21 protein-coding genes are annotated in these 23,623 nt (G+C 68.6%); 9 read left to right on the top strand and 12 right to left on the bottom strand.

Annotated features, from left to right (window positions below; all coding sequences use genetic code 11):
* The first annotated feature begins 69 nt into the window (after positions 1 to 69).
* Both OD750_RS08235 and OD750_RS08230 read left to right on the top strand, forming a co-directional pair.
* Positions 70 to 1,023, top strand: a complete 954-nt coding sequence (locus tag OD750_RS08235; protein ID WP_263541107.1) for an AraC family transcriptional regulator — start codon at positions 70 to 72, stop codon at positions 1,021 to 1,023.
* A gap of 41 nt (positions 1,024 to 1,064) precedes the next feature.
* Positions 1,065 to 1,661, top strand: a complete 597-nt coding sequence (locus OD750_RS08230) for a hypothetical protein (RefSeq protein WP_263541106.1) — start codon at positions 1,065 to 1,067, stop codon at positions 1,659 to 1,661.
* A 13-nt stretch (positions 1,662 to 1,674) separates the two neighbouring features.
* Here OD750_RS08230 and OD750_RS08225 read toward each other — a convergent pair whose 3' ends face one another.
* The 3 genes from OD750_RS08225 to OD750_RS08215 form a co-directional block, all read right to left on the bottom strand.
* Complete coding sequence (locus OD750_RS08225) at positions 1,675 to 2,664, bottom strand: M28 family peptidase (RefSeq protein WP_263541105.1); 990 nt, start codon at positions 2,662 to 2,664, stop codon at positions 1,675 to 1,677.
* A 108-nt stretch (positions 2,665 to 2,772) separates the two neighbouring features.
* Positions 2,773 to 2,982 (bottom strand): type I toxin-antitoxin system SymE family toxin, encoded by a 210-nt coding sequence (locus OD750_RS08220; protein ID WP_263541104.1) that lies wholly within the window; start codon positions 2,980 to 2,982, stop codon positions 2,773 to 2,775.
* A gap of 757 nt (positions 2,983 to 3,739) precedes the next feature.
* A complete protein-coding gene (locus OD750_RS08215) occupies positions 3,740 to 4,474 on the bottom strand; it encodes a fused MFS/spermidine synthase (protein ID WP_263541103.1) in 735 nt (244 codons plus the stop codon).
* A 59-nt stretch (positions 4,475 to 4,533) separates the two neighbouring features.
* On the opposite strand from OD750_RS08215, the gene OD750_RS08210 reads away from it, so the two are divergent.
* Entirely contained in the window at positions 4,534 to 5,052 is a 519-nt protein-coding gene (locus tag OD750_RS08210; protein ID WP_263541102.1) for a GNAT family N-acetyltransferase, read from the top strand.
* Positions 5,053 to 5,071: 19 nt separating this feature from the next.
* Here OD750_RS08210 and OD750_RS08205 read toward each other — a convergent pair whose 3' ends face one another.
* Positions 5,072 to 8,383 carry a S41 family peptidase gene (locus OD750_RS08205; RefSeq protein WP_263541101.1) on the bottom strand — a complete coding sequence of 1,104 codons (3,312 nt, stop codon included), beginning with the start codon at positions 8,381 to 8,383 and terminating at the stop codon, positions 5,072 to 5,074.
* Positions 8,384 to 8,570: 187 nt separating this feature from the next.
* Between OD750_RS08205 and ybiA the strand changes: the two genes are divergently transcribed.
* The 3 genes from ybiA to OD750_RS08190 are packed head-to-tail and all read left to right on the top strand — an operon-like array spanning position 8,571 to position 11,292.
* A complete protein-coding gene (gene ybiA / locus OD750_RS08200; protein ID WP_263541100.1) occupies positions 8,571 to 9,023 on the top strand; it encodes a riboflavin biosynthesis intermediates N-glycosidase in 453 nt (150 codons plus the stop codon).
* Positions 9,023 to 10,324 carry a tetratricopeptide repeat protein gene (locus tag OD750_RS08195; RefSeq protein ID WP_263541099.1) on the top strand — a complete coding sequence of 434 codons (1,302 nt, stop codon included), beginning with the start codon at positions 9,023 to 9,025 and terminating at the stop codon, positions 10,322 to 10,324. The genes ybiA and OD750_RS08195 overlap by 1 nt, the downstream gene beginning before the upstream one ends.
* Positions 10,325 to 10,362: 38 nt before the next feature.
* On the top strand, positions 10,363 to 11,292 hold the full coding sequence (locus OD750_RS08190; protein ID WP_263541098.1) for a DUF6929 family protein: 930 nt from the start codon (positions 10,363 to 10,365) through the stop codon (positions 11,290 to 11,292).
* 10 nt (positions 11,293 to 11,302) lie between these two features.
* On the opposite strand, the gene OD750_RS08185 is transcribed toward OD750_RS08190, so the two are convergent.
* The 3 genes from OD750_RS08185 to OD750_RS08175 all read right to left on the bottom strand — a co-directional run bounded on the left by OD750_RS08185 (position 11,303) and on the right by OD750_RS08175 (position 14,470).
* Positions 11,303 to 12,112, bottom strand: a complete 810-nt coding sequence (locus OD750_RS08185) for a hypothetical protein (RefSeq protein ID WP_263541097.1) — start codon at positions 12,110 to 12,112, stop codon at positions 11,303 to 11,305.
* Positions 12,113 to 12,175: 63 nt separating this feature from the next.
* On the bottom strand, positions 12,176 to 13,021 hold the full coding sequence (locus OD750_RS08180; protein ID WP_263541096.1) for a hypothetical protein: 846 nt from the start codon (positions 13,019 to 13,021) through the stop codon (positions 12,176 to 12,178).
* 96 nt (positions 13,022 to 13,117) lie between these two features.
* Positions 13,118 to 14,470 (bottom strand): MATE family efflux transporter, encoded by a 1,353-nt coding sequence (locus OD750_RS08175; RefSeq protein ID WP_263541095.1) that lies wholly within the window; start codon positions 14,468 to 14,470, stop codon positions 13,118 to 13,120.
* 191 nt (positions 14,471 to 14,661) lie between these two features.
* Here OD750_RS08175 and OD750_RS08170 point away from each other — a divergent pair, with 191 nt between their 5' ends.
* Entirely contained in the window at positions 14,662 to 17,715 is a 3,054-nt protein-coding gene (locus tag OD750_RS08170; protein ID WP_263541094.1) for a M36 family metallopeptidase, read from the top strand.
* 209 nt (positions 17,716 to 17,924) lie between these two features.
* Here the strand turns inward: OD750_RS08170 and OD750_RS08165 are convergent, their stop codons facing one another.
* Both OD750_RS08165 and OD750_RS08160 read right to left on the bottom strand, forming a co-directional pair.
* Entirely contained in the window at positions 17,925 to 18,836 is a 912-nt protein-coding gene (locus OD750_RS08165; RefSeq protein WP_263541093.1) for an alpha/beta fold hydrolase, read from the bottom strand.
* Positions 18,837 to 18,927: 91 nt separating this feature from the next.
* Entirely contained in the window at positions 18,928 to 19,536 is a 609-nt protein-coding gene (locus OD750_RS08160) for a TetR/AcrR family transcriptional regulator (RefSeq protein WP_263541092.1), read from the bottom strand.
* A gap of 93 nt (positions 19,537 to 19,629) precedes the next feature.
* Here OD750_RS08160 and OD750_RS08155 point away from each other — a divergent pair, with 93 nt between their 5' ends.
* Positions 19,630 to 21,114, top strand: coding sequence for a 2OG-Fe(II) oxygenase (locus OD750_RS08155; protein WP_263541091.1), 1,485 nt, complete (start codon positions 19,630 to 19,632; stop codon positions 21,112 to 21,114).
* Positions 21,115 to 21,225: 111 nt separating this feature from the next.
* Positions 21,226 to 22,287, top strand: a complete 1,062-nt coding sequence (locus tag OD750_RS08150; RefSeq protein WP_263541090.1) for a hypothetical protein — start codon at positions 21,226 to 21,228, stop codon at positions 22,285 to 22,287.
* A 60-nt stretch (positions 22,288 to 22,347) separates the two neighbouring features.
* On the opposite strand, the gene OD750_RS08145 is transcribed toward OD750_RS08150, so the two are convergent.
* From OD750_RS08145 to OD750_RS08135, 3 genes are all read right to left on the bottom strand, one after another.
* Entirely contained in the window at positions 22,348 to 22,881 is a 534-nt protein-coding gene (locus OD750_RS08145; protein ID WP_263541089.1) for a GNAT family N-acetyltransferase, read from the bottom strand.
* An 87-nt stretch (positions 22,882 to 22,968) separates the two neighbouring features.
* Positions 22,969 to 23,181, bottom strand: coding sequence for a type I toxin-antitoxin system SymE family toxin (locus tag OD750_RS08140; protein WP_263541088.1), 213 nt, complete (start codon positions 23,179 to 23,181; stop codon positions 22,969 to 22,971).
* A gap of 45 nt (positions 23,182 to 23,226) precedes the next feature.
* Positions 23,227 to 23,623: hypothetical protein (locus tag OD750_RS08135; protein ID WP_272841880.1), on the bottom strand; the 397-nt coding region annotated here is incomplete at its 5' end.

Below are 23,623 nucleotides of genomic sequence, written 5' to 3'. Positions count from 1 at the left end.
CGTCGCCGCCTCATGCCCGATCGTCCAATCGCCTGGACGATCGGCGATGCCCCGCGCAGACTCGCCGCCATGAACGCCACCGCGAACTGGACGCCGGTCGACCCGCTCGGCGAAGCGCTGCACTTCCTGCGACTGTCGGGCACTTTCTATACGCGCTCGGAGTTCTCGGCACCGTGGGGCCTCGCGCTGCCGCCGCTCGCGGACTGCCTGATGTTTCACGTCGTCAACGCGGGCCGCGCATGGCTCGATGTCGACGGCCACGAACGCGTGCTGCTGCGACCGGGAGATCTCGCGCTCGTGCCGCACGGCCTCGGCCACACGCTCGCGAGCGAACCCGACGGCGCGGCCGACGCGCTGTTCGACCTGCCGCGCGAAGCCGTCAGCGAGCGCTACGACATCCTGCGCCACGGCGGAGGCGGCGCGCCGACGCACATGGTGTGCGGCGCGGTGCGCTTCGATCATCCGGCGGCGCGGCAACTCGTCGCGCTGCTGCCGAAGGCGATCGTGATCGAAGCGGCGCACACGCTGCACGACGACTGGATCGGCCACACGCTGCGCCTCATGGCCGCCGAAGCGCGCGAGCTGCGGCCCGGCGGCGAGACGATCATCACGCGGCTGTCCGACATTCTCGTGATCCAGGCGATCCGCGCATGGATCGAACGCGATCCGGCCGCGCGCACCGGCTGGCTCGGCGCACTGAAGGACCGGCAGATCGGCCGCGCGCTCACGCTGATCCACCGCGATCCGGCGCACGCGTGGACGCTCGCGTCGCTGGCATCGCAGGTGGCGATGTCGCGCTCGGCGTTCGCCGCGCGATTCGCCGAACTCGTCGGCGTGCCGGCGATGCAGTACGTCGCGCGCTGGCGCATGCAGCTCGCGGCGACGACGCTCAAAGAAAGCGGCGCGGCGCTGGCCGACGTCGCGGCGCGGCTGGGCTACCAGTCGGAAGCGGCATTCAGCCGCGCGTTCAAGCGCTGCGTCGGCGTTTCGCCGGGCGCGGTGCGGCGCGGCACCGTGCCGTAAGGCCGATTGCCGCGGCGATGCGCGCGCGGCAACATCGCGCGATGACTCTCCTCGCCGCCGCCCTCCTCGCCGTCGCGACGCTCGCGCCGGCCGACGCCGCCGACGCGCCCGAGTGCGCGTCGCTCGATACGTGCATCGCCTGGTTCGACGCGAACGCGCAGCGCCTCGCCGGCGACGGCGAGCGGCTGTGCGAACTGGCGCAGGCGCAGTTGCCGCGTTTCGGACAAAGCGCGCGACGCGCGCTGTTCGAACGGCTCGACGCGGCGGAACCCGCGCGCCGCTATGCGGCCTGCGCGCTGGCCGGCATCGGCAGCCCGATGCTGCGCGCGGTGTTCGACTACATGGTCGAGCACGAAGCACGCGAAGAACGCTGGAGCGCGGCGCAGGACGTGATCCGCCGCATGGGCGCGGCGGCGGCCGGCATGGCGGCGACGTGGCAGCACATCGCGACGGACGTGCAGGAGTCGCCCGCGCCGCGCATCGCGGCGTTGCGCGCGATCGAAGCGCTCGGCGCGCAGGCGGCGACGACGCGCACTGCGATCGATCCGCTGGCGCGCGACGAAGATCCGGAGATACGCGAGGCGGCGAGGCGGGCGATCGGCGCGATCGACGGCGTCGCAGCGGCGACGCCATCCTGAAGTTTCCCGTTCGCTACTTTGCGGAAAAATCCATTACCGTCGCGTACACGCCGGCGACCACCTTCCCCATGCGGGCGTAGTCGAGCCGATCGGCCGTATCGCCGGCCGTGTGATAGGCCGTATTCCGGAAGAACGCGGTGTCGGTGACCATCACCGCGTCGTAGCCGTGCGCCCAGTAGCTGCGGTGGTCCGACCAGTCGACGCCGACGAGCGCGCTCGGCGCGTTCATCGAATACACCGGCAGGTCGCTCGCGCCGAGCATCGCGCGCTTGACCCGCGCGACGAGCCTGCCGGCGCCGACGCCGCCGACCACGGCGACGAAGTTGCCCGTCGACGGATACACCGCGCTCATTGCCGGCACGGGAAAACGCTGGCTGTCGGGCGCATCGGTGAAGTAGCCGATCATTTCGAGCGCGATCATCAGGCGTACCGGCGTCTTCGCCTGCGCGAGACTCGCCGCGTGCACGGCGCTGCCCATGTGTTCGGTGCGGAAGTACGGCGGTTCTTCGAGCGTGTAGGCGACGAGGTCGACGCGCGTGGCGGGCTTGGCCTTGCCGAGCGCCTGCGCGAGTTCGATGAGGCCGGCGACGCCGCTCGCGTTGTCGTCGGCGCCGGGCAATGCCTCGCAAGCATCGTAGTGCGCGCCGACGACGATGACGTCGCCGTCGGCCGGACCGAAGCTCGCGACGACGTTGCGATACGTCGCGCCTTCGACCGCGAAGGGCTGCTCGGAGACGCGCGCGCCGCTGCGCTCGAATTCCTTGCGGATGTAGGCCGCGACCGCGTCGAGCCGTTCGGGGCGGCCCGCGTCGCGCGGTGCGAGGGCTTCGGACAGCATGCGCACGTGCGCTTCGAGGCGTTGCGCGTCGGCGGGCGGGAGCGGCGATGCCTGCACGGTGCCGACGGGCTGGACGACGTAGATCACGAGGGCGGCGAAGATCGCGAGCGTCACCGCGATGACGCGGACGACGTGGCGCAGGAGTTTCGGGATGATGCGCGGCATGCCGGTCGTTCCGTGTCGGGTGGGCGGTAGGACCGCGTTCGCGGGCGCGAGTTCGCGACGAAGCCGCAGGCGGAAGCCTCGACGAGCGAGGCTTCCGCGACGATAGCGCTAAGCGCGGGTGATGACGAGGCGGCCGCGGGCGACGCGGATGAGAACGAGATCGTTCGGGGCGAAGCCGGCTTTGGCGAGCCAGTCGCCGCGGAGGCGGATGTAGGGGACAGGACGCGCGGCATGGTAGATGCCTTGGGAATAGTGTGCCGTACCGATGCGGATTTGCTTTGTGGAAGGTTTGCGTGAGGTAGGATTGCGGTTGATCATGATCCACTCCGTTGTAGTGGGTTGTGGTCAGCGAACGGCGTGGTGGAGCACGCCGTTCGCGCTCTGCCCTTGAGCGATTGGTCGCTGTGGGCGACCTTTCAGAGCACCGAGCGGAAGGCCGTCAAGGATTCGGTTTTATCGAACTTGCGCAGTCCTTGACGGCCTGAGCACGGTGCTAGGCTGCGACGACCGCAGCGAGCAGTTGTATTGCGCTACACGATGCGAGCTTTGGCTTCTCGCCGGCGCGGAATCCGCAACGGAGACCTGGGCGTCGCCCCCTCACCCAACCCTCTCCCCCAAAAGCGTTTGGGGGAGAGGGCTACGCCCAGCGTAGCTTGACGTCCACGTGTTTACTTTGCGTAAAAAGCGGGATACCAGCCTTCGCCGGCATGACAGGCTAATATGCGGCGACGCTGTTGCTTCTGGCGGCAGGAAGCCGCCCGCTCTACCTGGGGCCCCGTCGGTCGCGGCGAGATTGCGGAGGATCGGCCCGCGTAGCGGGTGCGCGCAGGGATGCGCGCAGTTCGTTGACGGGCCATGGATGGCCCTTCAACGAACCCCGGAGCAAGCTCGCGAAGTTTGCGGGCATGGATGCCCGCAAACCGCGGCCGTCGGGGTGTCCTTGGAGAGTGCAGAGAGGGATTGGACAAGCAATCCCTCTCTGCTCGCTCGCGGCAGCGAGCGAAACGCTTTGTTTAAAGCCGAGCGTTAGCTACAAAGAAAAAAGCTGTGCCCCAGCGTCCGCTGGGGTGACGAGCTAAGAACCAGCAACGAGCCACTGGTGCTGCACCGCCCGAATCCGAGCAAACGGCAACACCAGCTGAGCCCAAGCCTCGCGATCGAGCGACTCCGGCCGCTCGATAACACCGATCCGCCGCGCCAGCGGCGCCCCCGCGAACACGATGCGATTGCCGCCGACGGCATCGTCGACGACGAGCACGCGATCGCCGAACGCCGCGCGCACCGTCGCGATGAGGCGCATGGCGTTCGCATCGTCGCTGTTGAGATTGACCACGAAGAGGCCGTCCGGCCTCAACGCCGCGCGGCAATCGGCCACGAACGAAGGCGCGCGCAGCTTCGCGGGCATGCCGTTCGCGTCGTACCCGTCCACGAGCAGCGCGTCGTAGCGCCGCTGCGCCGCGCGTACGAAGCGCACGCCGTCGTCGGCGTGGATCGCGAAGCGGCGGTCGTCCGGCGGCACGCGAAACGTGTCGCGCAGCGCGATCACGTGCGGGTTGATCTCGACGACGTCAATGCGCGCGCGCGGCAGGTAGCGATGGCAGAATTTCGCCAGCGAGCCGCCGCCGAGGCCGATCATCGCGATGTCGCGCACGGCCGGCGCGAACAGCGCGAAACCCATCATCAGGCGCGTGTAGTCGAACACGAGCGCATCGGGCTCGCGCTTCCACATGCGGCTCTGCGTTTCGCCGTCGGTGAAGTGCAGCGAGATCGCCGCGTCGGTCTCGACGAGATATGGTTTCGGGTGCGCCATCGCGCGATTGTAACGGCCCGCGACGGCACTACATCGATGCGACCGAACGGAGACCCGCCATGCCCGACTACGCCATCGAACCCGCACGCGCCGACGACGCGGCCGCCCTGCTCTCGCTGTACCGCGCCGTCGCCGCGATCGAAGGCGGCCTCGCGCGCGGCGTCGACGAAATTACGCCGGACTACGTCGGCGGTTTCTTGAGCGAGGCGCTCGCGCACGGCTACAGCCTCGTGGCGCGTCTGGCCGACGGCTCGCTCGCCGGCGAAATCCACACGTATCCGATGGGGCCGAAGAAGTTCGCGCACGTGCTCGGCGAACTGACGATCGCGGTGCATCCGGCGCACCAGGGCGCGGGCGTCGGACGCGCGCTGTTCCGCCGGCTCATGGACATCGTCGAGCACGAACGCCCCGACATTCTGCGTGTCGAACTCGGCGCTCAGGAAAGCAACGCGCGCGCGATCGCGTTCTACGAAAGCCTCGGCTTCGTCGTCGAAGGCCGCATGACCGGCCGCGTCGCGAGCGTCGGCGGCGGCTACGAGGCCGACATCCCGATGGCGTGGCTGCGGCCGGCGCGTTGACGCCGGCCGCAGCGCGCGATCACTTCATGCGCATTTCCGGCGGCGCCTTGACCGGCGGCGACTGCACCGGCGGCAGCGAAACCGGCTTCGCGGCGATCGCCGCTTTCAGTTCCGCGATGCCGCGGTCGAGCTGCGGATCGCGTCCGGCCAGCTGCGCGGCCACGTCCTGCTCGACGACGATGTCGGGTTCGACGCCGGTGCCTTCGACGACGTAGTTGCCCTTCGTGTCCGCCGTCGCGAACTGCGGCACGAAGATTTCGCCGCCGTCGATCGCCGGGCCGAAATTGCTGATGCCGACGACGCCGCCCCACGTGCGCACACCGATCAGCGGTCCGAGCTTCGCCTGCTTGAACATGTACGAGAAGATGTCGCCGTCCGACGCCGTCGTGCCGTTGCACAGCGCGACGAGGTGGCCGATGAACGTCTGGTTCGGATACGTGCCGACGATCTCGCTGCCGCGGCCGTAGTCGAGCGCGAGCGGCTTGCGCGACAGGCGCTCGATGACCATCTGCGAGACGTTGCCGCCGCCGTTGTCGCGCGCGTCGATCACGAGGCCCTGCTTGCGCAGCTGCGGGTAGAACCACTTGACGAATTCGCGGATGCCGTCGCCGCCCATGTCGGGAATGTGCAGATATCCCAGCGTACCGTTGCTGGCCTTGGCGACGTATTCGCGGTTGTGCTCGACCCAGCCGTAGTAGATCAGCGATTCTTCGTTGTCGATCGGTTTCACCAGCACTTCGCGCGCGCCCTGCGTGCTCGGCTTGCCGTTGACCGTGAGCTGGATCAGCTGGCCCTGCGTCGTGCGCAACAGGCGATACGGGTCGTCGTCGCGCTCGAGCGGCTGGCCGCCGATCGCGAGCACGTAGTCGCCTTCCTTGACGTCGACGCCGAGTTCGGTCAGCGGCGAGCGATAGCGCGGCTCGTCGTTCTGACCCTTGAAGATCTTCGCGATGCGATAGCGGCCGCTGGCCTCGTCGAGCGCGAAGCGCGCGCCGATGAGGCCCACGTACGGCTTGGACGGCAGGCCGATGTCGCCGCCGCTGACGTACGCGTGGCCGGCCGACAGTTCGGCGACCATCTGGCCCAGCAGGTAATTGAGATCGCTGCGGTCGCCGACGTGCGCGAGCAGCGGCTCGTACTTGGCGCGGATCGCCTTCCAGTCGTAGCCGTGCATGTTCGTGACGTAGAACTGGTCGCGGTAGCGGCGCCACACGTCGCCGAAGATCGCGGCGTACTCGGCCTTCGGATCGACCAGTGCGAACAGGCCGTCGATGCTGACGTCCTTGGCTTCGGGCTTGTCGGCCGTGAGATCGAGCGACTTGAAGTCCTTGCCGTTGCGCACGAGCGCGGTGGTGCCGTCGCCGGAAATCTCCAGGCCGTCGACGCCTTCGTAGATCTGCGACTCCTTGCGGTCCTTGAACGACCAGGCTTTCAGGCGCGTCTTGAACTGGCCGTCGCGGCCGTAGTACGGCGCGTCGCCGACGACGTAGTAGATCGCCTTCTCGCTGATCGAGATGCCGTAGACGTTGTCGGCGTCGATCGGCGCGCGCACGAGGCGGTCGTCGAGGCCGTCGAAGTCGATGCGGTCGTCGACCTTCTTTTCTCCTTTGTCTTTTTTGTCCTTTTTATCTTTGTCTCCGGCCGCCGCCGCTTCATCGACGGCTTTCTGTTCGTCGGCCTGTGCGCTGTCGTTGCGCGGCGAGAACGGGTTCGGCACGTCCTTGCGCAGCGCCAGCGCCATGATGCTGCCGTTGCGGTTCGCGGCGAAGTTCCATTCGATCTGCGACAGCTGCACGCCCCATTCGCGGTCGCCGACGAAGTACAGATACTTGCCGTCCGGCGAGAACGTCGCCGCGTACGCGTTGAACAGCGTGTGGCCGAGCTGCACGCTGCGTTTGGCGGCCACGTCGTAGATGCTCAGGCGCGGCTGCACGCTCTCGGGGTCGGTCAGCCCATAGGCGAGATAGTGCCCGGCCGGCGACCACGCGTAGTCGCGGCGCGATTCGCCCTTGTCGTCGGCGACGAGCGTGACCGCGCCGGAGGCCGTCGCGACGATGCGCAGGCGGCTTTCGCTGTCGACGAACGCGATGTGCGCGCCGTCCGGCGACCAGCGCGGGGCGTACAGGCGGCCGTAGACTTCTTTCGTCAGCGCGCGCGCGTTCGTGCCGTCGGCGTCGCGCACCCATACGGCTTCTTCGCCGCCGGCGTCCGACACGTACGTCACGCGCTTGCCGTCGGCCGACCAGTTCACTTCGCGCTCGTGCACGCCCGGCGTGTGTGTGAGATTCGTCGTGACGCCGTCTTTGAGCGGCACGCTGAACACTTCGCCGCGCGCGGCGATCAGCGCGCGCTTGCCGTTCGTCGAGAGCTCGAAGTCCTCGACGTAGTCCTTGACGCTGCGCTCCATCGCGCGCGTGCGCACGAGGTCGGACGGCACGGTGATGTCGAGCGCGCGGTCCTGGCCGCTCGCGGTGTCGTAGACGTGCAGCACGCCGTCGACTTCGAACGCGATGCTGCCTTTGTTGTCGCCGCTCGCCCAGCGCGCGTCGGCACCCTTGTAGTCGGTCAGCTGCTTCGTCTGGCCGCTGGCGGTGTCGTAGCCGTACAGGTTCAGGTGCGAGCCGCGGTCGGCGATGAAATACACGGTATTGCCGATCCACACCGGATCGCGATCGGTGTTCGGATCGTTGGTGATGTTGCGCGCGGACTTCGACGCGAAATCGTAGATGTACAGATCTTGCGCCCAGCCGCCGGTGTAGCGGTTCCACGTGCGGAAGTCGCGGAACTTCGGCGAGTAGACGATCTGCTTGCCGTCCGGCGAGTAGCGGCCGATGCCGGCGTTGGGCATCGGCAGCGCGACCGAGGCGCCGCCCTTGGCCGGCGCGGTGAACAGCTTCGGCTGCGAGTCGTTGATCGAATCGCGCCACGAACGGAACAGCACCGACGTGCCGTCGGGCGTCCAGCCGTACACCTGGTTGTCGAAGCCCCAGCGCTGCGGCAGCGGACCGCGGCCCGGGTAGTACGTGAGCTGGCGCGGCTCGCCGCCGCCGGCCGCGATCACATACACCTGATCGTCGCCGCCGTATTCGCCGGTGAAGGCCACTTCGCGGCAGTCGGGCGAGAAGCGCGCCGACTGTTCGAGGCCGGGGCCGGCGGTCAGGCGGACCGCGGTACCGCCCTGGGCGGAGACGGTCCACAGGTCGCCGGCATAGGTGAAGACGACGCGATCGCCGCAGACGTCGGGAAAGCGCAGGAGCTTGGTCGCCGCGAACGACGACGGCGCCGCGGCGAGGCCCGCCGCGAGCGCGAGGAGGAGTGAACGAGGTTTCATGGGTACTCCGGGTTGACGAGCTGTGATCCGATCGGTGATCGGATGTGCCGGCACGCCCAACGGTTGCGTCCACTTTGCACGCTAGCAAAAATTATCCCGGGCGAATGCGTGACCAAGGCCCCTTGACAGGTTGCGAGAGCCGTTCGCTTCTTGCACGATCGCGCGTTCAACCGACACGGAGCGTCCCATGACCCAGATCATCCATTTCTATCGCGTCAGCGACGAATACGGCGAGTTCTCGAACTTCGCGCCGTACCGCATTCACCTCGACGGTGCGTACTGGAAGACGAGCGAGCACTATTTCCAGGCGATGAAATTCGAGAACCCGGCCGACCGCGACGCCGTGCGTTTCGCGCACGGTCCGATGGAGGCGGCGAACATCGGCCGCGACCGCAAGCGCAAGCTGCGCCGCGACTGGGAATCGGCGAAGGACGACGTGATGCGCAAGGCCGTACGCGCGAAGTTCACGCAGCACGCGCAACTGCGCGCGCTACTGGTCGCCACCGGCGACGCGACGCTCGTCGAGCACACGAGCAACGACGCCTACTGGGGCGACGGCGGCGACGGGCGCGGACGCAACCGGCTCGGGCAGATCCTGATGGACGTTCGCGCCGAGCTGCGCGGGGACGGCGACGCGTGATGCGCCGCCTCGCCGTCGCGCTGCTCGCGCTCGCAAGCGCCGTTGCGCACGCGGCGGAAAGCGCCGCGCCGGCGCGATCCGATCCGTTCACGGTGCCGGGCCAGCGCGAGCGCGAGGAAGTGCGCGCGATCGTCGCCGAAACGGGCGACGACACGCCCAGGGCGGTCGATCTCGCGCTGCGCCGGTCGCTGTATTTCCGCGCGCTCGGCGCGTACGACGCCGGCGCGAAGCTCGCCGCCTACGCAGCGTCGCGCAGCGACGGCGCGGCACGCGCGAACGCGCTGCTGGAGGCGGCATATCTGTACACGATGAACGGCATGGGCGCGCAGAGCGCCGCGGCAACCGACAAGGCGGCGACACTGATCGCGCCGGAGCACGCGCTCGCCGGCGCAAGGCTCGCGATACAGCGCGCGCGCGTCGCCAACGACGATGCCGCGATCGAGACGCTGCGCAAGCTTGCGCGCGACGACGCACCGGCCGACGTGCGGTTCGCCGCCGCGTCGCAGCTGTCGGTCGCGCTGTCGGACCGCCGGCGATTCGCCGACGCGCGCGCGGCGTCCGACCTGTGCTGGTCGCTGCGCGAGCATGTCGACGAGGCGATGCCCGAACACCTGTCGTGCCTGCAGCAGCGCGTGTTCGTGCTGCACACGCTCGACGTCAACGGCCGCGACACCGAACACGTTGCCGCATCGCTCGCGGCGTGGATCGACGCGCGCGTCGGCCCCGACACGCCGGCGCTCGTGCTGACGCTGATGAACTACTGCAATCTGTCGTTTCCCGAGGACGCCGACTACGCGCGCAGCGAAGCCGCGTGCGAGAAGGCGACGCGGCTCGTCGAACATCGCGACATCTCGGGCCGGCGCAGCCTTTATCTCTATCCGCTCACGCTCGGCCACGGCATGGCGATCCAGAACCAGGGCGCCGCGCGCGCGAAGGACGCGCTGCCGTATCTGTCGCAGGCGCTGACGCTCGCCACGCTCGCGAAGAAAGACGACGACGTGCGCAACGCGCTGATCAATCTCGGCTGGGCGCAGTTTCAGGCCGGCGACGCGCAAGCCGCGAAGCGCCTGCTCGAACGCCTGCCGCGCGAGGCGCCGGACAGCGTCTACACGCTGCACGCGCTGCTGAGTCTCGGCGACATCGCGTGCAACGCCGGCACGTTCGACGAGGCGCGCCGGCATTTCGAACAAGGCAAGGCGCTTGCGGTGAAGATCGAAGGGCCGCAGTCGCCACGGCAGCGTCATTTCGTGCAGCGGCTGGAAATGCTCGACGGCGGCGGCGAGCGGTGTAACAAGCCCTGATTGCCGTTTGCGCCGCGTCGCTCGCATAGACTCGCCGCATGATCGATCTCGAACACCTGCGCGAACTGACGTTCCCCGCGTCGCAAACCGCCGCCGCAGACCACCTCGGCGCCGCCAGCGGCATCGTAGTCGCCGGCCGGTTCCTGTACGTGATCGCCGACGACGAACGATATCTCGGCGTGTTCGATCCGGCCGGACAGCGCGACGGTATGAAGGTGCGGCTCTTTCCGGGCGATCTGCCGGACGATGCGGCCGCTCGCAAGGCGCGCAAGCCCGACCTCGAAGCGCTGGTTCGCCTGCCGCCTTTCGCCGGCTATCCGGCGGGCGCGTTGTTCGCGTTCGCGTCCGGGTCGAAACCCAACCGGCAGACCGGCGTGCTGCTGGGCCTGGACGACGCCGGCGCCCTGATCGGCGCACCTCGCGCCGTCGATCTGTCCGCGCTGTACGCCCCTTTGCAGCGCCGTTTTCCGGCGCTGAACCTCGAAGGCGCGGCCGTGTGTGGTGCGCATCTCGTGCTGCTGCAGCGCGCGAGCGGCGGACATCCCGAGAACGCGACGATCCGCTTCGCGCTGAGCGAGGTGCTGCACGCATTGGACACGACGAACGAACTGCGCCTGCCCGCGCTGCCGTTCGAAACGCGGACGATCGATCTCGGCCGCGTCGACGGCGTGCCGCTCGGCTTCACCGATGCGGCGGCGCTGCCCGACGGAAGGCTGGTCTTCAGCGCGGTGGCGGAAGGTACCGACGACACGTACAACGACGGCGCATGCGTCGACGCGGCGATCGGTGTTCTCGGCGCGGACGGATGCGTGCAGACGCTCGAATTCGTGCGGCCGATGCGCAAGATCGAAGGCGTCGATGCGCGCCTGGACGGCGATGTCATCCGCTTGCTGCTCGTGAGCGACGCGGACGATCGAAGCCGGCCTGGGGCGTTGTACGCGGCTGTACTGGCGCCCGCGGGCGGTTGAAGCTGAGCGGTCATTCGGCCGGTGCGGGCGAGCGCAGGCGTTTGCCGGGAGTCACCGCGCAACGCAATCCGCCATCGCCTGCGTCGTCGCAGCGCCACTGCGGCGGCTCATCGCGCTGCGGGACGTAGTATTCGGCAAGGAGTCGCTCGAATCCGCGCCACGACGACGACGCACGGCCAGAAAACGTATACGGCCCCTCGTCGCGCATCTGCTCGAGCGACGCAGGGATGCGGTGGCCATCGATGTCGCGGGCACTATTGTCAACGTACCGATAGTCGACGTCATCGATGCTGAGCGCGAACAGCGCCTCGCCGTCCTTGAACACGACGCGCAGCATGCGGCGGTCGAGTGTGCTGCCGTAGCGCACGCCGCGCTGCACCGATTGCAGCGCGGCGAGTTCGGGTGGCGACGGCACGGCGACCGGCAGGCCGGCCTCCTTGAGATATTTGCCGAGCCAGATGCCGAACGTATTCGATGCCGTCCGTATCGGCACGAACAAGTCGAACGCGCTCATGTCACTATGCGTGCCGGCATCGGTGCGCGCCGGCAACGCGAGCTGCGCCACCATGAACGCGCCGCCGCTCGATCTGAACAGGTCGTCGTCGACGGGCACCGGTGTTGCAGCGATTTCGGCGATGTCGTAGCGCGCGCCGCCACCGTCGCGCGCGCTGCGCGTGACGACGAAAGTGCGGACCGATGCCGATGTCTCGTCGTAATAGCTGTGCGTGCCGGGGCCTTGCGTGATCGCACGCTGCTGGAAATGCTGCGAGCGGCAGGCCGAGCCGCAGTCTGCAGCGCGCGTCGCAGACGAGACCGGCACCAGGATCGCCGACAACAGAAACGGGAGAAGAAACCCGGGCAAGATCGTGTCGAGTCGCATGGCTCAGCGGCCCAAACGACAACCGCGTTCGACGCTGCCGCCGCCGGTAACTTCAGTACAAATCCAGCCGCCGTTGCCGATCGGTACGCCCCAGTATCGGATCAACGACAGATAGTTCTGATAGTCCTGCGACTGCTCGCCGTGCGGAAACCGGTATTCGCCCTGCCCGATCTGGGACGGCGACTCGGGAATCTTTCGGCCATCGGAATCCCACGCACTTCCCGGTTTGAACCTGTACGCGGCTTCGTCGTCCTCCAGTTCGAATTGCGCTTGACCGTCCTTGAATATGACGCGAACACCGACGCGTTTGTAGTCGCCGGCAAATTTGATTGTCGGGTTCGAGACGATCAGCGTCTGAATCTCGGACGCATCCGGCGACACGGGAATACCCTGCTGTGCCATGTATTGCGCCAGCCACGTATTGAAGCGACCCATACCGACATCGGAGTTGAAAAGCGTGAACACGCTGTCATCGGAATGGCCGCCGGTCGCGGGCGCACCCGCCAGCGTCAGAACGACCGACTTCGACAACGACCCGTTGCCGCGATACACCGCCCACGCCCGATCGAACAGCGTCTGATACACCGCCTCGACCGGCAGCGGCACGGCTTCGTAGAAGAAACCGCCCGTACCGTTCGGTTCGCGCCCCACCAGATACGCGCGCAGTTCGCCGCCCGCGAAGTCGTACAGCCAGCGCTTGCCGAGGCCCGCCCCGATCGCCGCCTGTTCGAACTGCGGATCGCTGCAGCCGTGACAGCGCAGCGCGTGGATGTCGCCCGATTGAGCGAACGCCGGCGCGGCCGATGCCGCCGCCAGCAGCAACGCGAGGAACGTCGTCTTCGTGACCATGCGCGTACAAGTTCCCAATGGAAGAAACTTGACGCTAAGAGACGACGCTTGCGTATGGCAAGCGTCGTTTGGCAATCGCAAATTGCGGTTGGCGAACTACGCGACCGGCGCGAGTGCGCCGAGTTTGCGGTCCATCTCGCGCCGCACGAGCCACAATATCAGCAGCGTCTGCAGGCAGACCGTCGCGACCGACACGTACCACAGGTGGTGCAGCTGGAAACCCGGCTGCTTAGACAGCCAGATCGCCGGCACCGCGTACGTGACGAGGCGCGTACCGGTCGCGATCAGTCCCGGCACGGTGTTGCCGAGCGCCTGGAACATGCCCGAGCTCGTGAACACGATGCCGGAAAGGATAAAGTTCCACGAAATGACGGCCAGGAAGCCGGCACCGACCTCGATCACCGCGGCCTCGTCGCTGAACAGCGAGATCAGCCACGCCGGCTTCCACTGGCACAGCAGCATCGGAAACAGCATGACGACGGTGCCGAACAGGAGCGCCGTGCGAAACGTTTCGCGCACGCGCTCGGGGTGGCGCGCGCCGACGTTCTGGCCGGCGACGGCCGGCACCGCGAACGCGACCGCCATCGCCGGCAGGAACACGGCCTGCATCACGCGCGAGCCGATGCCGAATCCCGCCTGCGCCGCGGCGCCGAAGGTGCTGATGACCGCGTACGTCACGGCCATGAACACGAACATCAGTGCGAACTCGCCGCCGGCCGGCAGGCCGATCGCGAGCATGCGCCGCCACGTTTCCAGCCGCGGTCGCCACAGGTCGGCATGGAAGCCGACGTATTTTTCCAGCCGCACGAAGTACAGCGACAGCACGATGACACCCACGGCGATCGAGACCGAACTCGCGAGGCCCGCACCGGCGACGCCGAGCGGCCGTCCGGTGCCCCAGCCGGCGATCAGGATCGGCGCGAGCACGATGTTGAGCACCACCGTGATCAGCTGCACCACCATCGTCGGCGCGACGATGCCGGTGCCGCGCAGCGCCGAACCCATGGCGACCAGCGCGAACTGCAGCGCGAGGCCCGGCGTATACCAGTACAGGTACGTGATGCCGGCCTGCGTCGTCGCGGCATCGGCGCCGACCGAGCGCATGTACGCGCCGGCGAGACCGTAGCCGGCCGCGAGCGTCAGCGCCGCGCAGATCGCCGACAGCACGAGCGACTGGTTGAAGATGAGGTTCGCGTCGGGCTGGTCCTTGCGTCCGACCGCGTGGGCGATCAGCGCGACCGTGCCGACGCCGAGCATCTGCGTCAGGCCCATGATCACGAACATGATCGTGCCGGCCGAACTGACGCCGGCGATCGCCGCGTCGCCGAGCTTGGCGACGAAATACAGGTCGACCATGAAGTACAGCGTCTGCACGAGCATGCTGACGGCGATCGGCACCGCCATTTCGACCAGATGGCGGCGGATCGAGCCTTGGGTGAGATCTTTCATGGCGCGCGGAACCTCCGGGGCGATCTTTCATTGTCTCGCACGCGCCCGCGTCGCGCTACGGCCCCAGGGCCGAGCGCCCGCTACGACCGTTTCGCATCCGGAGCCGCCGGCCAGCCGCCGCTTAACCTACGAATAACAGTGTACGAAAAGCATCGTGTAAAGTTGGAGCCTCCTCAACGCAGGGGAACGCCATGTACGCAAAAAGACCTTTGCAGCGCATTAGCACCGTAGCACTGTGGACACTGCTGGCAAATACCGGCGCCGCGACCGCGGCCGGCCGCGCCGAACTCGCCGCGCAACCGGGCTGGCTCGGCGCGGCCGAAGCGCGAACCGTCGCCAAGACCGCACCGACGCACGCGGCGATCGTCGCCGCGGCGCGCGCCGCCGTCGCCGCGCACGGCGGCCACGGCGGCGATTCGGCCGACGTGCGCGTGCTGACGACGAAAGCCGGCACGCACGCGGTGACGTTCGTACCGCGCGTCGACGGCGAGGAAGTCGTCGGCGCGCGCACGAACGTGCTGCTCGACCGCGGCCTCGCCGTGCGCGCGATCACCGGCAACGTGCCGGCCGGCCCGGTCGTCAAGCGCGCCGGCAATCTCGACGCCGGCGCGGCGCTGAAATTCGCCGCCGGCGCGATCGACGGGCTCGCGGCCGCGAGCGGCGCGCGCGAGCTGTCGGCAGGCGGCGACGCGACGCGCCAGTTCGCGCTCGACGCGTCGGTCGGCTTCGTGCCGTCGGCGCCGTCGCGCGTCGAGCGCGTGCGCTTTCCGGCCGCGCAAGGCCTCGACGCCGCATGGCGCGTGACGCTCGTCGGCCGCCGGCCCGGCGACGAACGCCCGATCGCGCGACAGGTGCTCGTCGCGGCCGACGACGGCCGCGTGCTCGGCGACGTCGACTTGATTCGCGAACACCAGCCGTTCTCGTACCGCGTCTTCGCGAGCGCCGGCGGCACGCCGTACGCCGACAACTACGGCTACACCGCGCCGCATCCGACCGGCGTCGCCGACGGCTGGCGCCCGGCGGTGCCCGCCCCGATGAACCTCGTGTCGCGCGTGCACGGCGGCATCGCGACCGGCGATCCGTGGCTCGCCGACGACGCGACCGAAACCGCCGGCAACAACACCGACGCGTTCTTCAATGCGGTCTCGCTCGACGCCGATGGCTACTGCTACGACGACTTCGTGCTCGACTACCGGCCGGCCGAAGGCGACCTGCGCGCGCGCACGACCGGCGCACGCACGTTCGACTACGCGTTCGACACCAACGACACGGCGAACGACTTCGTGCAGTGCGACCCGGAGACGTATCTCGGCCTGCCGATCCCGGCGACGTCGGCGCAGCTCAACGCGAAGGTCGTGCAGATGTTCTACGCGACGAACGTGCTGCACGACTGGTACTACGACCTCGGCTTCACCGAGACCGCCGGCAACATGCAGCGCGACAACTACGGCCGCGGCGGCGTCGGCGGCGATCCGCTGATCGCCAACGCCGGCAACTACGGCGCGTACACGATGGTGACGCCCGAAGGCATCAGCCCGGTCATCAACCTCGGCATCAACAACGTCTCGCTGACGCAGCGCGACTCGAGCGCGTTCGACTACGGCGTGCTCGGCCACGAATGGCTGCACGCGGTGATGGGTCGCCTCGTGCCGCTGCCGTACGACGCCAGCGTGCAGCTCTACGCGCTCGGCGAGGGCACGGCCGATTTCGCGGCGCTGATGGCAATCGCGCGCGCCGACGACCGCAACGTCTATCCGGGCAAGCCGGCGTTCTCGGGCGCGTATCCCGGCGCCGGCGCGTACAGCAACCTCGAGTACGACCACCCGCGCGACACGCTGCCGCCCGCGGGCGCGCCGGGCAATCCCGACAACAGCTACTACCACGGCGTGCGGCGCTTTCCGTATTCGGCCGACATGACGGTCAATCCGCTGAGCCTGCGTCACATCAGCGACGAGCATCCGACGCCCGCGAACCTGCCGAAGTTCGACTGGAAGCTGCGCTCGCTGACGAACGCGTACATCCACACCGCCGGCGAAGTGTGGGCGAGCGCGCTGTGGCAGTGCGCGCGCAACGTCATCGCCGCGCAGCCGGCGCACGCGTTCGCCGCGACGCGCGATCGCGTGATGTCGAACGTGCTCGCGGGCCTCGCGCTGTTTCCGTCCGATCCGACGTACACGCAGGCGCGCGACGCCGTGCTGTTCGCGCTGCGCGCGGACGACGAGGGCGACTATCGCCGTTGCCGCGCCGGTTTCGCCGCGCGCGGCTTCGGCGCCGGCGCCATCGCGCCGGACGCGCGTTCCGTCGACCTCGCCGGCGTCGTCGAAAGCCGCACCGACGCCGAGCACGCGCTCGACATCGTCGGCGTCGCGCTCGTCGAAACGGCCGGCGACGGCGACGGCATCCTCGATCGCGGCGAAACCGGCCGCCTCGACGTGACGCTGCAGAACACCGGCTTCTCGAACGCGACCGCACAGTTCGCCGCCGCACCGTATCTGGGCGGTTACTCGCTGTCCGGCAACGGCCTCGCCGATCCGGTTGCGATACCGCCCGGCGCGCGTCGCACCGTGGCGTTCTCGGCGAGCGTCACGAGCCGCACGGGCCGCGCGAACCTGCCGTTCGCGATCGTCGCGCTCGATACGGCGCGGCCGTGGGTCGGCGCGCTGAAGAACGCATCGTTCCTCGTCAACGCCGATCGCGTACGCGACGTCGCCGTCGACGCGGCGGCATCGGACGCGACTTTCGCCGTCGACTGGACGCCGGGCTTCGGACCCCGCACGAATCCGACGCTCTGCTCGCTGACCTGCCTCCTGACGTGGCAGCGCGCGCGCCACGACGGCGTGGACGCGTATCGCGTCGCGGACGGCGCGCACATGGGCGTCGACGCGACGCTCGACAGCGCGCCGTTCGTCGTCGATGCGTCCACCCCGTTCGTCGTGACGCTGCGCCACGCGCACGACTTCCGCACGACCGGCGATCCGCTCGCGACGTACAACGGCCGCGGGCAGATGTTCGTCAACCTCGGCGGCAGCGAGTGGTACGGCATCGGCGGATTCACGGGCAGTTCGAACGGCTGGACGACCTCGACGCTCGGTCTCGGCACGAGCCTCGCCGGCATGACGGTGCGGCTGCGCCTGCAGGCGACGGTGCCGCCGTCGTTCTCCGCGGACCCGACGTTCTGGGCCGTTTCGCGCGTCGAGGTGCAGGGCGCGACGCCGTTTACGCGGCTCGTCGACGACGTGAACTGACGGGCGATCGACGCGCGAAAAACGGTCGCCGTCGCGATCGTCCGCGTCGCCCCCCACCCAACCCTCTCCTCCGAGCTAGCTCGGGGGAGAGGGCTCGAGCGGCGCAACCCTTGGTTTCTCGGCTCCTTCTCCCTCAACCGCGTTGGGCGAGAAGGCTGGGTTGTGGGGCGACGCCAAAATCCGCGTTGTTGCAAAAGATAATTAGTAGCTCACCCCACCGCCCGCAGCACCGGCTGCGCCACGAAATCGGACATCGCGTCGAGCGACTTCGCATCGCGCAGCACGCCGCGGTGGCCGAGCCCCTGCGTCTTGATCAGCCGGCTGTGCGGCCAGCTCGCGGCGACCGCCGTGCCGTCGCTAGAGAACGTCTCAATGTCGTCGCGATCGTGCACGACGAGCGCCGGCGGCGTGCGCGCGTGGCGCGGCAGCGCAACCATGTCGAGATCGCTCCACGGAAAGCCGAGCCGGCGCGTCGAGCGCGCCTGGAAGCGCAGCATCACTTCGTCGGAGAGCGCCAGCGCGCGCTGGAAACGCGCCGCGTAGACCGTGGGGTTGGCCATCGGCGCGAACCACACCGCGCGTTCGGCGACGAGGCCGCGCCGCAGCGCGAGCGCGCTCGCCGTGCAGCCGCCCGAATGCGCGACGATCGCGCGCGCCGGCCCGTGCTCGCGGCCGAGCGCGACGAGGATCGCCGCCATCTCGCGGAAATTCGCCTGGCGCGGTCCCCATTCGCTATCGCCGGAGCGGCCGTGACCCGGCGCGTCGAACGCGATGACGCGTAGGCCCGCGCCCGTCAGCGCTTCGATGACGGAGCGCAGGCGGCCCGCGTTGCTGCCCCATCCGTGCATGACGAGCGCGAGCGGGCCGTCGCCCCAGGCGTAGGCGGCGACGCGCGTATCGCCGTGCGTCAGCGACAACGGTTCCGCCGTATCGAGAAACGCCGCGATCTCGGGCGATATCCGCGCCCTCGGCGGCGTGAACCACAGGCGCTCGACGAGGCGCGACGTGCGTTCGGGCGCGAGCGAACACGCGGCGCGCAAGGCCGCGCGGACGATGCGCACGCGCCAGTCGGCGCGCGCGGTGCCGGCGGCTTCGGCGGCAAGCAACTGGATGACGTTCATGGGCGGCGTCGCTGCGAGGAGTTGCGCACAGCCTCGCATCGCCGCGGTCGCGCGTACGGCGCGGCGTCGGCCGGTTTCGTGGCGAAATCCGTCAGCGGGCGTCCGGCTCCGCCGCGACGTAGCGCTCGATCAGTTCCTGCGCCATATCGGCCGCGAAGCCTTTCGGCACGAGATCGCGCGCCGCGCTCGCGAGCGAGAACACACCCTCGACGTACGCGAGCAGGGCCGCCGCGAGCCGCGCCGCGCCGCGCGTACGCTTGCCGGCGTGGGCGAGCCGCGCACGCAGCAGCGCGCGCACCTGGCGCAGTTCGGCGTCGACGGCCTGCCCGTATACCGCGCGCACGTCGGCATCGCGCACCGCTTCGGCGCCGATCATCACCCACGCGGCGACGGCGTCGGTCCGCGCGTCGTCGCCGTAGGCCAGGCGCGCGTCGATGTAGGCGCGCAGGCGCGCTCCCGGCGTTTTCGCCGCTTCGGCGCGGCGTTCGTAGCGCGCCTGCGCGTAGGCCGTGAGCGTGGCGACCGCCGCGACGAGGATTCCGCGCTTGTCCTTGAAGTGGTAATGGATCAGGCCGGGATTGATGCCGGCGGTCGCGGCGATCGACTGGATCGTCGCGCCGGCATAGCCGGCATGCGCGATCTGCTTGAGCAGCGCGTCGACGATCTGCTCGCGACGCGTTTCGGTGGTCGGGCGTGGCATGGTTTTGGTTATACAACCAAGAACGCTTGATCGCCAGCGCGCGCTGCGCTAGCCTGACCTTGGTTGGTTGACCAACCAAATATGGGAACACCCATGTCCGTCGCGATACGCTCCTTCGACGCCGTCGAGCATCCGCTGCCGCCGACGTTCGGCACGTGCTTCGTGATCCACGACTTTCTCGCGCCGCACGAATGCGCCGACCTGATCGCGCAGGCGGTGGAACGCGGCTTCGCGAGCGCCGCCGCCAACTACCCGCCGTCGTACCGCGACAACGAACGGCAGGTGGTCGACGATCCCGCGCTTGCGAAGCACCTGCTGCTGCGGCTGCGCGGCCGGATACCGGAGACGATCACGGATGCCGACGGCTCGACGTGGCGCCTCGCCGCGTTGAACGAGCGCCTGAGGCTATGCCGGTATCGCGAAGGCCAGCAGTTCCGCATCCACCAGGACGGCGTGCATCATCGCGGCGCCGACGAGCGGTCGCGCCTGACGTTCATGATCTATCTCGACGGCCCCGAGAGCTTCGACGGCGGCGACACGGTGTTCTACGCCGACGGCCCGCGCGCGGAGCCCGCCGTGATCGCGCGCGTGCGGCCCCGGCGCGGCAGCGTGATCGTGTTCGATCACGCGCTGTGGCACGCGGGCGAGCCGCTGACGCGCGGGCGCAAGCACATCCTGCGCAGCGATCTCGTATACCGGCGCGTCGGACCGCGCGTCGAAACGCCGCGAGCGTATGCCGGCCACGACGGCTACGTGTGGACATTGCAGCACCTGGCCGACGGCCGCGTCGCAAGCGGCGGGCGCGACGGCGCGATACGCGTCTGGTCGCCGGGCGGTATGCGCCACACCCGACTCGACGGACACGCGCAGTCGGTGCTCGGACTCGCGCAGACGGCGTCGGGGCGGCTGGTGTCGGTATCGCGCGACCGCAGCCTGCGCTGGTGGAATCTCGACTCGCAGCGCTGCGAAAGCGCCGTGATCGCACACGACGCGGCCGCGCTGTGCGTCGTGCGCGCGTCGCGCGGACGCCTCGCGACGGGCGGCGCCGACGGCACGATCGCGCTGTGGAGCGACGACGGCGACGAACTCGCACGATTGCGCGGCCATGCCGGGTGGGTGTGGGCGCTCGCGATCGTCGACGACAACACGCTCGCGAGCGCCAGCGAGGACGGCTCCGTGAAGCTGTGGGATCTGCGCGAGGCGCGATGCCGCATGACGGTCGCGGGCGACCGGCCGCTGCGCGCGATAGCGGCGAAACACCGCGCCGACGGTTCGATCGAACTTGCGGCCGGCGACGATCGCGGACGCGTGCGCGCGTGCTCGATCGCCGGCGCGGCGATCGAGCCGGTCGCCGCGTTCGCCGCGCACGACGCGGCGGTCCGGCGGTTGCGCTATTTCGACGACGGAAGTCTCACGAGTTGCGGCGAGGACTATCGCGTACGGGTGTGGCGCGACGCGCGCTGCATATACGAAACCGCGCATGCGAACTTCGCGACGGACGCGGCGCGGATCGGCGGCGGGCGGATGCTCAGTTGCGGATACGACGGCGTATTGAAGGAGTCGCACATTTTGCAATAGATCACAACAACAAAGTGCGCATTCGCTGATCCGAGCGGACGCGGCGTTGCGAGTTTTTCAGGCGACCGGGGACAACCATTCATCGTCGTGGCCACTATGGAGAAGGCTGCCATGTCCCTACGCATCGCCTTGAAGTTCGTCGCATTGTCGTTGCTGTCTTGCGGTGCCGCGCAAGCGGCCGAAATCGGCGCTTTCGCCTGCGACGGTTGCAGCCCGTTGCAGGAAGAGCAGAAAGCGCTGTCCCAGCGAAGTCGCGGTTATCTGTTCGTATACAACGTGGCCGGCAACCGCATCCGCAAGTTCGAGATCCTCGTGTACGCCGTCGACGGCGCACGCGTTTCCGATCCCGCCGCAGAGAAACTGCGTGCCGCCGTCGGCGCCAGACGCATCGACGCGACCGACGACGTGATCGACGCGCCCGCCGCGGGCGACGACACGGCGCGCGTCGGCGTCACGCGCGAACTGTGGGAATACGCGGTCGATCGCGAGGTCCGGCAGGTGTTCGATACCATCGTCGGCATCGAGGCGCGCCTGCCCGGCGTGCTCGCGGGCCAGCGGTCGATCGAGGTGCCGATCCGCAACATCGGGCTGACGCCCGGCGACATCGGGCCGCGCGCGCACGACCCGCGCGAGATCGCGTGGTTCTCGGGGTCGCCGCAGGGCTCGCGCTACAACGACTTCATGGACCGGCTGGCGGACCAGTTGGACGACGCGACATCGACCGAGCGCATCAGCCGCGAGCTCGCCGACGTCGTGCACGGCATCCAGGGGCGCTCGAGCGGCCTGTCGGTATCGGTCGGACTCACGTCGGCGAGCGTCGGCATCAGCTGGGAGCGCATCAAACCGACCGTCGAGCTGAGGCTGTGCGACGACGACGGAAACTGCGTGACGGTCGTCGTCAAGAAGGAGGGGCGTTATGTACAGGTCACCTACAAGGATACGCGCGACCGGCACGGCGTCACTTTGCCCAATGAACATCAGCCCGTGCGATTGAGCTGGCGCCAGAACGGTCGCGACGGTGCGAACGCCTATGCGAACTGGATGCGCGCGCAGCGGCTTGGCACGGTCGACTACATCGGCGGCAGCCAGGGCGGATGCCAGCTTGGCTACATCCTGGCCTGCGTGCGCATTGAAGGCAGCGCGATGCTCGCGTGCCAACTGCATTGCCGGTGACGAACGCGCGCCCCGCCGCAGCCGCGCGGCGCGATCGTTCGAAGGCGCCGTCGACGGCCGTCAGAGCGTCTTGCCCATGCGCACGAGCGGCACTGTGACGCCGTCGATGACGGCGCTGTCGAAGCGTTCGATCTGCGTATAGCCGCAAGCGCGGTACAAGGGTTCGCCGGCGAGCGTCGCGACGAGTTCGGTGCGGCGAAAACCTTCGGCGCGCGCGGCCGATTCGCACAGACCGATCACGCGCTTGCCGACGCCCAGGCGCGCGAACGCGGGATGCGTATACATCGCGCGGATGCGCGCGGCGTCGCGAGCGGGGTCGAGCAGCGCGTCGTCGCGTCCGGCGGTGTGGTTGCCGCCGTACAGCGTCGCGCGACGGCTCCAGCCGCCGCAACCGGCGAGCGCGCCGTCGCATTCGATGACGTAGTACGTGCCGTCGGCGACGAGCGTGGTGTCGAGGCCCATGATCGCGTGGCTCGCCGCCACTTGTGCAGGCGTGAGAAACGACGACTGCAACGCGTCGATCGCGGCATGCATGAGGTTGCGCAGGGCGGCGAGGTCGGATTCGAGCGCGAGGCGGTGCGTGAGGTTCGGCATCGGCGAAGGATAGCGGCTATGTCGCGGAGAAGGTCGGAGGCACGACAGCGAAGGCCCCGGATACGGGGCCTTCGTTGGTGATGGCGGCTACTCGCGAACGATGACGAGACGGCCTGAGGTGGCGCGGATGGTGACGATGTCGCCGGGCAGGAAGCCGGCGTTGATGAGCCAGATGCCGCAGAGGCGGAGGTGGGGGACCTCGCGGGGAAGATGCGCGGCGTCGACGGCCGGGTAGTAGGCCGTACCGACGCGGATTTGCTTTGTGGAAGAATGGGATGACGTATGCTTGCGCTTATCCATGAGCCACTCCAAACAGTGGTTTGTGGTTGGCGAACGGCGTGGACGCTAACCGCGCCGTTCGCGCTTTCGCCCTTCCGGCGATTGGTCGCTGTGGGCGGCCTTTGAGAGCGCCGCGCGCAAGGCGGACAAGGATTCGGTTTTATCGAACTTGCGCAGTCCTTGACCGCCTTGTGCGCGGTGCAAGGCTGAGACGACCGCAGCGAGCAGTTGTATTGCGCCAAACGCTGCGAGCTCTGGCGTCTCTTTGCTCGTCATATCGGCGAAGGCCGGTATCCAGCTTTTCGGTGTCGGCGAAAACCGAGCATAGAAGCTGGATACCGGCCTTCGCCGGTATGACGGCTTTGTAGATGGGCCGTGCAAATGGTTTGTCATTCCAGCGGAAGCTGGAATCCAGCCGTTGCTGTTGCTCTTGGCGCCCAAAAGCTGGATTCCAGCTTCCGCT

The organism is Tahibacter soli, from assembly GCF_025717065.2.
Classification (GTDB): Bacteria; Pseudomonadota; Gammaproteobacteria; order Xanthomonadales; family Rhodanobacteraceae; genus Tahibacter; species Tahibacter soli.
This window is presented reverse-complemented; position numbering and strand designations above follow the sequence as displayed.

Excerpts from the sequence above, each read along its gene's own strand:
- OD750_RS08235 (WP_263541107.1), top strand. The coding sequence starts at position 70 with ATGAACGCCACCGCGAACTGGACGCCGGTCGACCCGCTCGGCGAAGCG.
- OD750_RS08230 (WP_263541106.1), top strand. The coding sequence starts at position 1,065 with ATGACTCTCCTCGCCGCCGCCCTCCTCGCCGTCGCGACGCTCGCGCCG.
- OD750_RS08225 (WP_263541105.1), bottom strand. The coding sequence starts at position 2,664 with ATGCCGCGCATCATCCCGAAACTCCTGCGCCACGTCGTCCGCGTCATC.
- OD750_RS08220 (WP_263541104.1), bottom strand. The coding sequence starts at position 2,982 with ATGATCAACCGCAATCCTACCTCACGCAAACCTTCCACAAAGCAAATC.
- OD750_RS08215 (WP_263541103.1), bottom strand. The coding sequence starts at position 4,474 with ATGGCGCACCCGAAACCATATCTCGTCGAGACCGACGCGGCGATCTCG.
- OD750_RS08210 (WP_263541102.1), top strand. The coding sequence starts at position 4,534 with ATGCCCGACTACGCCATCGAACCCGCACGCGCCGACGACGCGGCCGCC.
- OD750_RS08205 (WP_263541101.1), bottom strand. The coding sequence starts at position 8,383 with ATGAAACCTCGTTCACTCCTCCTCGCGCTCGCGGCGGGCCTCGCCGCG.
- ybiA (WP_263541100.1), top strand. The coding sequence starts at position 8,571 with ATGACCCAGATCATCCATTTCTATCGCGTCAGCGACGAATACGGCGAG.
- OD750_RS08195 (WP_263541099.1), top strand. The coding sequence starts at position 9,023 with ATGCGCCGCCTCGCCGTCGCGCTGCTCGCGCTCGCAAGCGCCGTTGCG.
- OD750_RS08190 (WP_263541098.1), top strand. The coding sequence starts at position 10,363 with ATGATCGATCTCGAACACCTGCGCGAACTGACGTTCCCCGCGTCGCAA.
- OD750_RS08180 (WP_263541096.1), bottom strand. The coding sequence starts at position 13,021 with ATGGTCACGAAGACGACGTTCCTCGCGTTGCTGCTGGCGGCGGCATCG.
- OD750_RS08175 (WP_263541095.1), bottom strand. The coding sequence starts at position 14,470 with ATGAAAGATCTCACCCAAGGCTCGATCCGCCGCCATCTGGTCGAAATG.
- OD750_RS08170 (WP_263541094.1), top strand. The coding sequence starts at position 14,662 with ATGTACGCAAAAAGACCTTTGCAGCGCATTAGCACCGTAGCACTGTGG.
- OD750_RS08165 (WP_263541093.1), bottom strand. The coding sequence starts at position 18,836 with ATGAACGTCATCCAGTTGCTTGCCGCCGAAGCCGCCGGCACCGCGCGC.
- OD750_RS08160 (WP_263541092.1), bottom strand. The coding sequence starts at position 19,536 with ATGCCACGCCCGACCACCGAAACGCGTCGCGAGCAGATCGTCGACGCG.
- OD750_RS08155 (WP_263541091.1), top strand. The coding sequence starts at position 19,630 with ATGTCCGTCGCGATACGCTCCTTCGACGCCGTCGAGCATCCGCTGCCG.
- OD750_RS08150 (WP_263541090.1), top strand. The coding sequence starts at position 21,226 with ATGTCCCTACGCATCGCCTTGAAGTTCGTCGCATTGTCGTTGCTGTCT.
- OD750_RS08145 (WP_263541089.1), bottom strand. The coding sequence starts at position 22,881 with ATGCCGAACCTCACGCACCGCCTCGCGCTCGAATCCGACCTCGCCGCC.
- OD750_RS08140 (WP_263541088.1), bottom strand. The coding sequence starts at position 23,181 with ATGGATAAGCGCAAGCATACGTCATCCCATTCTTCCACAAAGCAAATC.